The organism is Burkholderia territorii (assembly GCF_001718335.1).
In the GTDB taxonomy this organism is placed as follows: Bacteria; Pseudomonadota; Gammaproteobacteria; order Burkholderiales; family Burkholderiaceae; genus Burkholderia; species Burkholderia territorii.
Window position 1 is genome coordinate 2,039,166 of record NZ_CP013366.1, and the last position, 12,967, is coordinate 2,052,132.

8 protein-coding genes and 2 tRNA genes are annotated in these 12,967 nt (G+C 66.9%); 4 read left to right on the forward strand and 6 right to left on the reverse strand.

Going from position 1 to position 12,967, the window contains the following annotated elements; all coding sequences use genetic code 11:
• The first annotated feature begins 146 nt into the window (after positions 1–146).
• From WS51_RS19980 to pgi, 3 genes are all read left to right on the forward strand, one after another.
• Positions 147–1,448: an FAD-dependent oxidoreductase gene (locus WS51_RS19980; RefSeq protein WP_059770192.1), complete on the forward strand. Its 1,302-nt coding sequence runs from the start codon at positions 147–149 to the stop codon at positions 1,446–1,448.
• A 51-nt stretch (positions 1,449–1,499) separates the two neighbouring features.
• Positions 1,500–3,044, forward strand: a complete 1,545-nt coding sequence (locus WS51_RS19985) for an NAD(P)H-hydrate dehydratase (RefSeq protein WP_069229687.1) — start codon at positions 1,500–1,502, stop codon at positions 3,042–3,044.
• A 112-nt stretch (positions 3,045–3,156) separates the two neighbouring features.
• The gene (gene pgi, locus WS51_RS19990; RefSeq protein ID WP_059503196.1) at positions 3,157–4,779 is read left to right on the forward strand and encodes a glucose-6-phosphate isomerase; all 1,623 of its coding nucleotides are present in this window, start codon (positions 3,157–3,159) and stop codon (positions 4,777–4,779) included.
• Positions 4,780–4,854: 75 nt separating this feature from the next.
• Here the strand turns inward: pgi and WS51_RS19995 are convergent, their stop codons facing one another.
• Positions 4,855–5,556 (reverse strand): ABC transporter ATP-binding protein, encoded by a 702-nt coding sequence (locus WS51_RS19995; RefSeq protein ID WP_069229688.1) that lies wholly within the window; start codon positions 5,554–5,556, stop codon positions 4,855–4,857.
• Between WS51_RS19995 and WS51_RS20000 the strand changes: the two genes are divergently transcribed.
• Entirely contained in the window at positions 5,555–6,229 is a 675-nt protein-coding gene (locus tag WS51_RS20000; protein WP_059449954.1) for an arylesterase, read from the forward strand. The two genes, WS51_RS19995 and WS51_RS20000, sit on opposite strands and share 2 nt — an antisense overlap.
• 120 nt (positions 6,230–6,349) lie before the next feature.
• Here the strand turns inward: WS51_RS20000 and WS51_RS20005 are convergent, their stop codons facing one another.
• The 5 genes from WS51_RS20005 to clpX all read right to left on the reverse strand — a co-directional run bounded on the left by WS51_RS20005 (position 6,350) and on the right by clpX (position 12,878).
• Entirely contained in the window at positions 6,350–8,284 is a 1,935-nt protein-coding gene (locus WS51_RS20005) for a SurA N-terminal domain-containing protein (RefSeq protein ID WP_059798108.1), read from the reverse strand.
• Positions 8,285–8,604: 320 nt separating this feature from the next.
• Positions 8,605–8,681: transfer RNA gene (locus WS51_RS20010), tRNA-Asp, on the reverse strand.
• A 23-nt stretch (positions 8,682–8,704) separates the two neighbouring features.
• Positions 8,705–8,780, reverse strand: a tRNA-Val gene (locus WS51_RS20015).
• Between the two features lie 205 nt (positions 8,781–8,985).
• On the reverse strand, positions 8,986–11,409 hold the full coding sequence (gene lon / locus WS51_RS20020; protein WP_044843675.1) for an endopeptidase La: 2,424 nt from the start codon (positions 11,407–11,409) through the stop codon (positions 8,986–8,988).
• 197 nt (positions 11,410–11,606) lie between these two features.
• Entirely contained in the window at positions 11,607–12,878 is a 1,272-nt protein-coding gene (clpX, locus tag WS51_RS20025; protein ID WP_006489345.1) for an ATP-dependent Clp protease ATP-binding subunit ClpX, read from the reverse strand.
• Positions 12,879–12,967: the final 89 nt, after the last annotated feature.

Here is a 12,967-nt window from a genome sequence, read left to right on the forward strand (position 1 = left end):
GCGAGCGCACGGCGGCGTCACCGGACGAGGTCGCGCGACGCCGGTTCGCGCGATTTTGGCGCTATCATTGCCGATTCACCGGGCCGGGAGCCCGTCAGCGAATCCTCACCGGGCGGCATGCATGCCGCCCGTCATCGAAGCAATCCATGGATGTCATCGTCATCGGCGGCGGAATCAGCGGCGTCGCCACCGCCTACCAGCTGCGCGCGGCCGGCCATCGCGTATGCGTGGTCGAACGCCACGCGACCGTCGCGCAGGGCGCGACCTACGGCGACGGCGGCGCGCTGTTGCCGAGCCCGCTCGACGTCTGGTTCGGCCCGACCTTCATGCGTCAGCGCCAGCCGCGCGACACCGGCATCGTCTACAAGCCCGGCTTCAACGGCGGCGTGCGCCGCTTCGTCAAGCAGCTCGCCGCGCTGCGCGAGCCCGACGCGTTCGCCGCCCAGTACGCGCGGCTGCGCCCGCTGATCGACGCGTCGCGCGAGTCGCTCGCCGACATCGAGACGCGCCTGCAGCTCGAATTCGAGCAGAAAACCGGGATCCTGCACGTCGTGCGCGACCCGCGCGACTGGGAAGCGCTGCAACCGGCACTCGACCTGCTGCGCGCGCTCGACCAGCCGTACCGCGTGCTCACGGCCGACGAATGCGCGGCACTGGAGCCGTCAGTGCCGGCGGAACCCGGCTTTGCGGGCGGCGTATTGCTCGAGAGCGAGCGCACCGGAAACTGCCCGCTGTTCGCGAAACTGGTCAAGCAGACGCTCGACGAGCACGGCGTGCAGTTCCGCTTCGGCGCGGACGTCGCCGCGATCCGCGTCGACACCGGCCGGGCCGCGGTCGAGCTCGCACCCGCCGGCGGCCGGCATGCGGCGAAGGCGCACGAGGTCGACGTGATATCGGCCGATGCGATCGTGGTCGCCGCCGGCGCCGGCAGCCTGCCGCTGCTGGAGCGGCTCGGCTGGCGGCTGCCGCTGCATCCGGTGCGCGCGCATACGCTGACCGCCCCCGTTGCTTACGAAGAACATGCGCCACACCTGAGCGTCGTCGATTCGATCAAGCGCATCTCGATCACGCGCACCCACCAGCGGCTGCGCATCGGCGGCGGCGCCGTGCTGCAGAGCCTCGCCGACACCGCGAAGCCGCTCCCCGAGCCGCTGTCCGAGGCCGCGCTCGCGCTGCTCGGCCAGGCCGTCCACGACTGGGTGCCGGGCGCCGCGAAGATTTCCGCCGCGCTGTCGTGGCAAGGCACGCAACTCCTGTCGCCGGACGGCCTGCCGGTCGTCGGTCCGACCCCGCATCCGCGCGTGTTCGTCAATTTCGGGCACGGCCCGGCCGGTTGGGGCCTCGCGTGCGGGTCTGCTAAAGTGGTGACCGACTGTCTGAGCGGCAACACGCAGCAGTGGCCCGGCGACACGCTGGCCGCGCTGAGCGCCGCACGCTTCACGACCTGACCGCCGCGGGCCCGGCCCGGGGCGGCTTCCTCCCGCCGCCATGACCCCGCGATGACGAATCCCCGCCCGCTTCCCGACTCCGCCCCGCTCGCGCTGCTGCGCGTCGCCGACCTGCGCGCGGCCGAGGCCGCCGCGACCGCCCAACTGCCGGCGCACACGCTGATGGGCCGCGCGGGCGCCGCCGCCGCGCGCTGGCTGTCGGAGCGCGTGACGGGCGACGACCGCCCCGTCTGGTTCGCGGTCGGCCCCGGCAACAACGGCGGCGACGCGCTGGTGGCCGCCGCGCAGCTGCAGCAGCTCGGCGTCGCGACGCAGGCCTGGATGCCCGTGCCGGTCAAGCCGGACGATGCGCAATGGGCACTCGGCCTCGCACGCGCGGCCGGCGTGCCGCTGTCGACCGAACCGCCCGCGTCGCTCGACGATTTTGCGTGGGTCGTCGACGGGCTGTTCGGCATCGGCCTCGCTCGCGCCCTCGATGGCCCATTCGCCGCCCAGGCCGCGCGCATCGCCGCCCATGCCCGAAGCGGCGGCCGCGTGCTCGCGCTCGACGTACCGAGCGGGCTCGACAGCGACACGGGCCGCATCGTGGGCGCGGGCGCCGCCGTCGCCGCGACGCACACGCTGACCTTCATCGGCGCGAAGCCCGGCCTTTACACCGGCGACGGCCGCGACCTCGCCGGCGAGATCCACATCGCGTCGCTCGACGTCGCACCGCCCGCCGCGCCGGCCATCGTGCTGAACGCACCGGCACGGTTCGCCGCCGCGCTGCCCGCCCGCGCGTTCGCTTCGCACAAGGGCACGTTCGGCAGCCTGGCCGTGCTCGGCGGCGACACCGGCATGTGCGGCGCGCCGATCCTCGCCGCGCGTGCCGCGCTGTTCGCGGGCGCCGGCAAGGTGCATGTCGGCTTTCTCGGTGCCGGCGCGCCGCCGTACGACCCGCCGTTTCCCGAACTGATGCTGCATCCCGCGGACAACCTCGACCTCGATGCGATGTCCGCGATCGCGGCAGGCTGCGGCCTCGGCGCGCGCGAAGCCGCGGTCGCCCTCGTGCGCGACGTACTCGCGCACGACGCCGCGACGCTGCTCGACGCCGACGCGCTGAACCTCGTCGCGACCCATGCCGACCTCGCTCACGCCGTTGCCGCGCGCGGCGCGCGGGGCGCTGCGTGCGTGCTGACGCCGCATCCCCTCGAGGCGGCGCGGCTGCTCGGCAGCGATACAGCGACGGTGCAGCACGACCGGTTGGCCGCGGCGCAGGCGCTGGCCGCACGCTACGCGAGCATCGTCGTGCTGAAGGGTTCGGGCACGGTGATTGCGGCGCCCGACGGCCGCCTGACGATCAACCCGACCGGCAATGCGGCGCTCGCCACCGGCGGCACCGGCGACGTGCTCGGCGGCCTGATCGGCGCGTTGCTCGCGCAGCGCGTCGCGCCGTACGAAGCCGCGCTCGCCGGCGTGTACCTGCACGGGCTCGCGGCCGACACGCTGAGCGCGAACGGCACGGGTCCGGCCGGCCTCACCGCAGGCGAACTCGCGCCGATGGTGCGCACGCTGATCAATCGCCTTTTTTACCCGTCGGCGCGCGCCGACATATAACGCCGCTATACTGGGTGCCCCCGCCGCACGGCGGGCCCGCTCGTCCGCCGGCGTTCCGATCGCGATGCGCCGGCGCGGCATTCCTCCCGATTCACGCCTCACTCGAACCGCCATGACGCTGAATTCGCTCCCCGCCTGGACTGCCCTTCAATCCCACTTCGAACAGATCCGCCACGCGCGGCTGCGCGACTGGTTCGCGCCGGAAAACGACCGTGCGCCGACCCGCGCCGAACGCTTCACGATCCCCGGCGGCGGCCTTGCGGCCGACTTCTCGAAGAACCGCATCAACGACGACACGCTGCGCCTGCTCGTGCAGCTCGCACGCGAAGCGGGCGTCGAGGCACGCCGCGACGCGATGTTCGCCGGCGACATCGTCAACCCGACCGAAGGCCGCGCCGCGCTGCACACGGCATTGCGCGCGACCGACCCGCAGGCCCCGTTCCACGCGCAGGTCAGCGCCGAGCGCGCGAAGATGGCGACCTTCGCGCGCGCCGTGCGCAGCGGCGCGTGGACCGGCTACACCGGCAAGCGCATCCGCCACGTGATCAACATCGGCATCGGCGGCTCGGATCTCGGCCCGAAGATGGTCACTCACGCGCTGCACCACGTCGCGACGCCGGAGATCTCGACCCACTTCGTGTCAAACGTCGACGGCGCCGATCTCGCGCGCGTGCTGGAACAGGTCGATCCGGAGGAAACGCTCGCGATCATCGTGTCGAAGACCTTCACGACGCTCGAGACGATGACGAACGCGCGCTCGCTGCGCGACTGGTTCATCGCACGCGGCTGCCCCGAGGACGCGCTCGCGAAGCACTTCGTCGGCGTGTCGGCGAACCCGGCCGAGGTCGTGAAGTTCGGCATCGCCGCCGACAACGTGTTCGAAATGTGGGACTGGGTCGGCGGCCGCTATTCGCTGTGGTCGGCGGTCGGCCTGTCGATCATGATCGCGATCGGACCCGAGCAGTTCGACGAACTGCTCGCCGGCGCGAACGACATGGACCGCCATTTCCGCGAAGCGCCGCTCGACCGTAACCTGCCGGTGCTGCTCGGCCTGATCGGCATCTGGTACCGCAACTTCTTCGGCTCGCAGAGCTATCTCGTCGCGCCGTATTCCGAAGCACTGCATTACCTGCCGTCGTACCTGCAGCAGCTCGAGATGGAAAGCAACGGCAAGTCCGCCCGCCTGGACGGCACGTTCGTCGACTACCCGACCTCGGCCGTCACGTGGGGCGAGCCGGGCACCAATGGCCAGCACGCGTTTTTCCAGATGCTGCACCAGGGCCCGACGATCGTGCCGATCGACTTCATCGCGGTGCTGACGCCCGAGCATCCGCTCGCGAGCCATCATCCGAAGCTGCTCGCGAACTGCTTCGCGCAGAGCGAAGCGCTGATGCTCGGCCGCACGCTCGACGAAGCGCGCAAGGTGGCAGGCCCCGGCAAGGAAGCGCTCGCGCCGCACCTGACGTTCCCCGGCAACCGCCCGACGACGACGCTGCTGGTCGATGCGCTCACGCCGCGCACGCTCGGCGCGTTGATCGCGCTTTACGAGCACAAGGTGCTGGTGCAGGCAACGGTGTGGGACATCAATCCGTTCGACCAGTGGGGCGTCGAGCTCGGCAAGATTCTCGGCAAGGTCGTCGAAGCCGACCTGTCGGCCGAATCGGTCGATCCGGCGAAGCACGATTCGTCGACGACCGCGCTGATCGAGCGCGCTCGCGCGGCACTCAAGCGCTGACGCGGCAGCGTCGAACGCATGCCGGCCGCAGTGGGGAATCCTCCTCGTGCGGCCGGCAAGAAGTTCGGGCTCGCGCTACGCGGCGTTCGGCGCGACGATGCGCCCGGCATCGATGGTGACCGTCGTCGCGCAGCGCCGCGCGAGCTCGGCGTCGTGCGTGACGAGCACGAGCGTCGCGCCATGCGTGCGGTTCAGTTCGAACATCAGGTCGATGACGGCGTGGCCGGTGGCTGCGTCGAGGCTGCCGGTCGGTTCGTCGGCGAACAGGATCGCGGGATGCGTGACGAACGCGCGCGCGAGCGCGACGCGCTGCTGTTCGCCGCCCGACAGCAGCTTCGGATAATGCGCGGTGCGCTCGCCGAGACCGACCTGCACGAGCAGCGCGCGCGCCCGATCGGCCGCGTCGCGCGCGTTGATGCCTCCCTGCAGTTCGAGCGGAAGCATCACGTTCTCCAGTGCCGTCAGGTGCGGCATCAGCTGAAACGACTGGAACACGAACCCGACCGCGCCGTTGCGCAGCGCGGCGCGCTCGTCCTCGTCGAGCTGGTCGAGCGCGCGGCCGAGCAGGCGAACCGTGCCGCTCGTCGCGCTGTCCAATCCTGCGAGCAGGCCGAGCAGCGTCGATTTGCCCGACCCCGATGCGCCGACGATCGCGAGGCTGCTGCCCGGCCGCACCGCGAAGGTGATGCCGTCGAGGATCGTCAGCTCGCCCGTTGCGTCCGCAACCCGCTTGCACACGTCATGGACTTCGATGATCGGATCGGTAATCTTGAACATGGACACGACATTCCGCTGGAAAAGACGCACGGCACTCGCCGCACTGCTGGCTACCCTGCTCGCAGCAAACATGCCCGCCCGCGCCGCGACGGCGGCGGCCTCGACATCGGGCAAGCCCGCGCTCGTCGTGCTCGGCGACAGCCTGTCGGCCGAATACGGGTTGCCGCGCGACACCGGCTGGGTCGCGCTGCTGCGGCAACGGCTCGCGACCGAGCGGATCGATTATAGCGTCGCGAACGCAAGCGTCAGCGGCGACACCACGAGCGGCGGCCGCGCGCGCCTGCCTGCGGTGCTGCAACGGCTCAAGCCGTCGATCGTCGTCGTCGAGCTCGGCTCGAACGATGCGCTGCGCGGCGTGCCGCTCGCAACGACCGAACAGAACCTGCGCGAGATCATCGCCGATGCGCGGCAGGCGCGCGCGAAGGTCGTGCTGGTCGGCATGTACGTGCCGGCCAACTACGGGCCCGACTACACGCAAAAATTCCACGCCGTCTACACGCGCCTGTCGAAGGAGCTTGGCGTGCCGCTCGTGCCGTTCCTGCTGGCCGGCATCGAGAACAAGCCGGAGATGTTCCAGGCGGACCAGATGCATCCCGCGCAGCAGGCACAGGGCATCCTGCTCGACAACGTCTGGCCGACGCTCAAGCCGCTCTTCGGCAAGCCACGCAGCTGATCTCGCGACGGCGCTTGGCGCGCGACCGGAAAGCAAGAAGCCCCGCTTCGAGCGGGGCTTCCTGTTGCTGCATGCGAAACCGTGAACGGCGCTTCGCGTGCGCGTCGCCTGCGTCGCGGCTTAGTTGCCGCCGTCCTGCGACTGGCTCTGCGTGGTGCCGTACAGCTTCACCTTCGAGCGGTCGCGCAGCGCGGCGAGATACGCTTCGCCTTCGCTTTGCGCTTCGACCTGCGCCATCTGCTGTTGCGCGGCCGCGAGCTGCTGCGGATCGACCGCCGTACCGGGGATCACCGCATTCACGCGATAGATCGCGTAGCCGTCCGCGCCGAGATCGACGCCGACGTATGCCGGCAGCGTCTTCGCATCGACCTTGTAGACGGCGCTCAACGCCGCCGGCGTCAGCCCCTGCGACTGCGTGCGCGACACCTTCAGCGCGGCCGTGAAACCGTCGGCCGACTTCGACTTCTGCAGCTCGGCGAGCTTGGCCGTGCCGTCCTTCTTCGCGAGTTCCGCGGCCTGCTCGGCGACGACCTTCTGACGCACCGCGTCCTTGATCGCGTCGAGCGCCGGCACGGCAGCCGGCTTGTAGTCGGTCACGCGCGCCGAGATCAACGTGTTGTTGCCCACATCGATCGCCTGCGTGTTGTTGCGGCTCTTCACCGAGTCGTTCGCGAACACGGCGGCGAGGAACTTCGGATTGTTCAGCGGGCTCGTCGGCGGCAGTTGCGGGTTCGGCGTCGGCGTGACGGTGGCCGTCTGGATCGTCAGCTTGTACTTGTCGGCGGCCGGCTGCAGCGTCTTCGCCTTTTCATAGACGGTCGACGTGAAGCCTTCCGCGTTGTCCGAGAATGCCTTCGCCGCGTACTGCTGCTTCAGGTCGACTGCGATCTGATCCTTCACGTCCGCGAACGGCTTGACCACCGACGGCTTCACTTCCGTCGCCTTCAGGATGTGGAAGCCGAGATCCGATTGCACGATACCGCTCACGTCGCCCTGCTTCAGCGCGAATGCCGCATCGTCGAACGCCTTGCCGCCCGCCGTCGAGCCGCGCGTGATGAAGCCCAGATCGCCGCCCTTCGCCGCCGACGGTGCGTCCTGCGAGTTCTTCTGCGCGATCTGCGCGAACTGGTCCGGATGCGCCTTCACGTCGGCCAGCAGCTGCTCGGCCTTCGCCTTCGCGGCCGCCTTGTCGGCGGCGCTTGCGTCGCTCGCCGCGGCGATGAAGATGTGGCTCACGCGCACCTGCGCTTCCGAACGGAAGTGTGTCGGATTGTCATCGTAGAACTTCTTGATGTCGGCATCGGTCGGCTGCGCGCTCGCGGCGGCAGCGGCCGGCGAATAGACGAGATACTGGATCGTCGCGGTTTCCGGCGTCGCGAAGCTCTGCTTGTGCGCGTCGTAGTACGCGGCGAGTTGCGCGTCGGTCGGCTGCACCTTCGCCGCGTAGTCGCTCGCCTTCAGCACGAGTGCCTGCACTTCACGCTGCTGTGCGGCGAGTTCCGACAGGCGTTGCGCCGGGCCCTTCGGCGTGAATGCGCTCGACACGATGCTTGCCGGAATCTGCTGCAGCGCGAGGCTGTAGCGCACGCGTTCCTGGTACTGCTCGGGCGTCATCCCCTGGAACGACAACAATTGCGCGTAGCGCTGGACGTCGATCGTACCGTCGGGCTTCTTCAGCGACGCGATCATCGGGTCGCTCATCAGCGCGTCGCGCACCGCATTGTCGGATGCCGTCAGGTGCAGGCGCTGCGTCTCATCGGCCAGCACGCGTTGCTGGATCAGGCCGTCGAGCACTTGCTTGCGATGTTCGGGCGTGTCGAACGCCTTGATGTCGAACTGCCCGCCGAGCGCCTGACGCGCCTGGTCGATCTGCTGGCGGAACGCGCCGTCGAATTCGACCCGCGTGATCTTGTGTCCGTTGACCGCCGCGACGTTCGCGCTGTCGTCGAAGAAGCCGCGGAAACCCTGGATCCCGACGAAACCCAGGCCCGGCAACACGATCAGGAGCAGGAGCGCCATCATCAGGCGCTGGTGATTACGGAAGAAATCGAGCATGCGTGACGGGAAAATTGGACAAAACGACCGATATTACAACATACGAGGTGGCACGGGAGAAAAGCAGGTGCGCAACGAACGGGCGTAATCGGCGGCGCAAATGAAAAAGCCCGCTCAAGGCGGGCTTTTTCATTTTCTGGCGGAACGGACGGGACTCGCCTACACACTGCAGGCCGCGGCTGCGCGTGCACGCGCAGCCCTTCGAGTCCCGCCGGAAGCCGCGCAGGCGGCTTCCTCCGCACCGCAGTCACACGCCCGCAAGCGGGCGCAATCGACGATGCAAATGAAAAAGCCCGCACGAGGCGGGCTTTCTCATTTTCTGGCGGAGCGGACGGGACTCGAACCCGCGACCCCCGGCGTGACAGGCCGGTATTCTAACCGACTGAACTACCGCTCCTTGGTCTGGCTGAATCGGGAAACTGGTGGGTGCTGAGGGGTTCGAACCCCCGACCTACGCCTTGTAAGGGCGCCGCTCTACCAGCTGAGCTAAGCACCCGTTTCCGATTCGTTCTGGCTGCGATCTGCGTTTCGGCATCAACAACCAGCGAGCCCGCAAGTTTAATTCATCCCCGATCATTTTGCCAAGCCCGCACGCAAAAAAATTTCAACGGCCGCTCAACGTATAAAGCCGACGCACATAAAAAAACCCGCGGACACGCCGCGGGTTTCGTGAACAACCGTCAGCGACGGTGTTCGGGCCTTCAGTGCTTGACGACTTCCGTCGAGCCGGCATCCTTCGCCGCCTCGCCGACCGGTGCCGCAGCCTTCGCCTCTTCTTCCGGCGGCAGCGGGGTCGGCGTACGTTCGAGCGCGAGCTCGAGCACCTTGTCGATCCAGCGGACCGGCACGATCTCGATCGCGTTCTTCACGTTGTCCGGAATGTCCGCGAGATCCTTCACGTTCTCTTCCGGGATCAGCACGAGCTTGATGCCGCCGCGATGCGCAGCCAGCAGCTTTTCCTTCAGCCCGCCGATCGGCAGCACTTCGCCACGCAGCGTGATCTCGCCCGTCATCGCGACATCGGCACGCACGGGGATCCCCGTCAGCACCGACACCAGCGCGGTCGTCATCGCACCGCCCGCGGACGGGCCGTCCTTCGGCGTCGCTCCTTCCGGCACGTGGATGTGGATGTCCTGCTTCTCGAACGCCTCGTCCTTGATACCCAGACGCCGCGAACGCGAGCGCACGACCGAACGCGCAGCCTCGACCGACTCCTTCATCACGTCGCCGAGCGAACCGGTGCGGATCACGTTGCCCTTGCCCGGCATCACCGCAGCTTCGATCGTCAGCAGATCGCCGCCGACTTCCGTCCACGCGAGGCCCGTCACCTGACCGACCTGGTTCTCCTTCGCCGCGAGGCCGAAGTCGTACTTGCGCACGCCGAGGAACGTATCGAGGTTCTCGCCGTCGACCTTGATCGCGCCCGATGCCTTCTTCAGCAGCAGCATCTTCACGACCTTGCGGCAGATCTTCGACACTTCCCGCTCGAGCGAACGCACACCGGCTTCGCGCGTGTAGTAGCGGATGATGTCGCGGATCGCCTGCTCGGTGACCTCGATCTCGCCGTCCTTCAGACCGTTGTTCTTCTTCTGCTTCGGCAGCAGGTAGCGCTGCGCGATGCTGACCTTCTCGTCTTCCGTGTAACCCGACAGACGAATCACTTCCATCCGGTCGAGCAGCGGCGGCGGGATGTTCAGCGAGTTCGACGTCGCGACGAACATCACGTCCGACAGGTCGAAGTCGACTTCGATGTAGTGGTCGGCGAACGTGTGGTTCTGTTCCGGATCGAGCACTTCGAGCAACGCCGACGACGGATCGCCGCGGAAATCCATGCCCATCTTGTCGACTTCGTCGAGCAGGAAGAGCGGATTGCGCACGCCGACCTTCGCGAGGCTTTGCAGGATCTTGCCCGGCATCGAGCCGATGTACGTGCGACGGTGACCGCGGATCTCGGCTTCGTCACGCACGCCGCCGAGCGCCATGCGAACGAACTTGCGGTTCGTCGCGCGAGCGATCGACTGGCCGAGCGAGGTCTTGCCGACGCCCGGAGGCCCGACGAGGCACAGGATCGGCGCCTTCACCTTGTCCACGCGCTGCTGCACCGCGAGGTACTCGAGGATGCGTTCCTTGACCTTCTCGAGGCCGAAGTGATCCTCGTCGAGCACCTGCTCGGCGTTCGACAAGTCGTTGTTGACCTTGCTCTTCTTGCGCCACGGCAGGCCGATCAACGTGTCGATGTAGTTGCGCACGACGGTCGCTTCCGCCGACATCGGCGACATCAGCTTCAGCTTCTTCAGCTCGGCATCGGCCTTCTTCTTCGCTTCCTTCGGCATGCGCGCGGCGTTGATGCGCTTCTCGAGTTCCTCGAGATCCGCGCCTTCTTCGCCTTCGCCCAGTTCCTTCTGGATCGCCTTGACCTGTTCGTTCAGGTAGTACTCGCGCTGGCTCTTTTCCATCTGGCGCTTCACGCGCCCGCGGATGCGCTTTTCGACCTGCAGGATGTCGATCTCGGCTTCGAGCTGCGCGAGCAGGTGCTCGAGACGCTCGATGACCGGGAACATCTCGAGGATGTGCTGCTTCTGGTCGAGCTTCAGCGGCAGGCGCTCGGCGATCATGTCCGCGAGGCGGCCTGCTTCATCGATGCCCGACAGCGACGTGAGAATCTCCGGCGGGATCTTCTTGTTCAGCTTCACGTACTGGTCGAACTGCGACACGATCGCGCGGCGCAGCGCTTCCGTTTCCGCGCTGTCGGCGTGATCGGGCTCGAGCGGCATCACTTCGCAGGAGAACTGCGTCTCCTGCTCTTCGATCGACAACGCCTTCGCACGCTGGAGGCCCTCGACGAGCACCTTAACGGTGCCGTCCGGCAGCTTCAGCATCTGCAGGATGTTGGCAATACAACCGACCTCGTACATGTCCTTTTCGGTCGGTTCGTCCTTGGCCGCGGTTTTCTGGGCGACGAGCATGATGTGCTTGCCGCCTTCCATCGCTGCTTCGAGGGCCTTGATCGATTTCGGCCGGCCGACGAAGAGCGGAATGACCATGTGCGGGAAAACGACGACATCCCGCAGCGGCAGCAGCGGGAGCGTGATGCGTTCCGGCGGGAGAAGTTGGGTGCCTGACATTTCATTTCCCCATGAGTGGAATCAATTGTTCGGTAATTGAGGCCGCCACAACGAATTGCAAGCCTTCAAGTGCGGGAAATATTCGGTAAGAAAGTAACCACCGCGTATCGAGTCAGAGTTACCCACAAGATAAACGAAAAAAAGCCGCCCACGGACTCATGAACGGCCTTTTTCGCTGAACATCGTCGGCAAGCCGGTCAGTTCGAACCCGCCACCTTCGGCGTGTCCTCATAGATCAGCAAGGGCTTGCCGTCGCCATCGATGACGTTCTCGTCGATGATGACCTTGCTGACCCCTTTCATCGTGGGCAGCTCGTACATCACGTCGAGCAATGCCTGTTCGATGATCGAACGCAACCCGCGCGCGCCGGTCTTGCGGCGGATCGCCTTGCGGGCGACTGCCTGCAGCGCGCCCGGCCGGATTTCCAGCTCGACGCGCTCCATCGCGAACAGCTTGTGATACTGCTTGACGAGCGCGTTCTTCGGCTCGACGAGGATCTTCATCAGCGCGGCTTCGTCGAGCTTGCCGAGCGTCGCGACCACCGGCAGACGGCCGATCAATTCGGGGATCAGACCGAATTTGATCAGGTCTTCCGGTTCCGTTTCGCGCAGCACTTCGCCCGCGTCGCGTTCCTGCTTGCTCTTGACCGTCGCGCCGAAGCCGATGCCGGTTTTCTCGGTACGATCGGTGATCACCTTCTCGAGGCCGTCGAATGCGCCGCCGCAGATGAACAGGATGTTGGTCGTGTCGACCTGGATGAAATCCTGGTTCGGGTGCTTGCGGCCGCCCTGCGGCGGCACCGACGCCATCGTGCCCTCGACGAGCTTCAGCAGTGCCTGCTGGACGCCTTCGCCCGACACGTCGCGCGTGATCGACGGGTTGTCCGACTTGCGGCTGATCTTGTCGATCTCGTCGATGTAGACGATCCCGCGCTGGGCCTTGTCGACCTCGTAGTTGCAGTTCTGCAACAGCTTCTGGATGATGTTCTCGACGTCCTCGCCGACGTAGCCGGCTTCGGTCAGCGTCGTCGCGTCGGCGATCACGAACGGCACGTTGAGCAACCGCGCGAGCGTCTGCGCGAGCAGCGTCTTGCCGGAACCCGTCGGGCCGATCAGCAGGATGTTGCTCTTCGACAGCTCGACGTCGTCCTTCTTGTCGAGATGCTTCAGACGCTTGTAATGGTTGTACACGGCCACCGCGAGGATCTTCTTCGCGCGCTCCTGGCCGATCACGTACTGATCGAGGATGTCGCGAATTTCCTGCGGGCTCGGCAAATCCGACCGGGACAGGCTGGCCTCGACGCCGGCGGCAGCCGCCTCGTCGCGAATGATCTCGTTGCAGAGGTCGATGCACTCATCGCAGATGAACACCGACGGGCCCGCGATGAGTTTCTTCACCTCATGCTGGCTCTTCCCGCAAAACGAGCAATACAACAGCTTCTCGCTGTTCGAACCTTTTTTGTCCGCCATGAATGTAGAGCCTCCGGACAGGTAAATGACATGATACGCCGAATGCTCCGAACGCCGCGCCTAGGGCGCGACCGGAGTCGGCTGGATGC

Bases quoted from the DNA above. Each gene is read 5' to 3' on its own strand.
- WS51_RS19995 (WP_069229688.1), bottom strand. From the start codon at position 5,556: ATGTTCAAGATTACCGATCCGATCATCGAAGTCCATGACGTGTGCAAG.
- WS51_RS20005 (WP_059798108.1), bottom strand. From the start codon at position 8,284: ATGCTCGATTTCTTCCGTAATCACCAGCGCCTGATGATGGCGCTCCTG.
- pgi (WP_059503196.1), top strand. From the start codon at position 3,157: ATGACGCTGAATTCGCTCCCCGCCTGGACTGCCCTTCAATCCCACTTC.
- WS51_RS19980 (WP_059770192.1), top strand. From the start codon at position 147: ATGGATGTCATCGTCATCGGCGGCGGAATCAGCGGCGTCGCCACCGCC.
- clpX (WP_006489345.1), bottom strand. From the start codon at position 12,878: ATGGCGGACAAAAAAGGTTCGAACAGCGAGAAGCTGTTGTATTGCTCG.
- lon (WP_044843675.1), bottom strand. From the start codon at position 11,409: ATGTCAGGCACCCAACTTCTCCCGCCGGAACGCATCACGCTCCCGCTG.
- WS51_RS19985 (WP_069229687.1), top strand. From the start codon at position 1,500: ATGACGAATCCCCGCCCGCTTCCCGACTCCGCCCCGCTCGCGCTGCTG.
- WS51_RS20000 (WP_059449954.1), top strand. From the start codon at position 5,555: ATGGACACGACATTCCGCTGGAAAAGACGCACGGCACTCGCCGCACTG.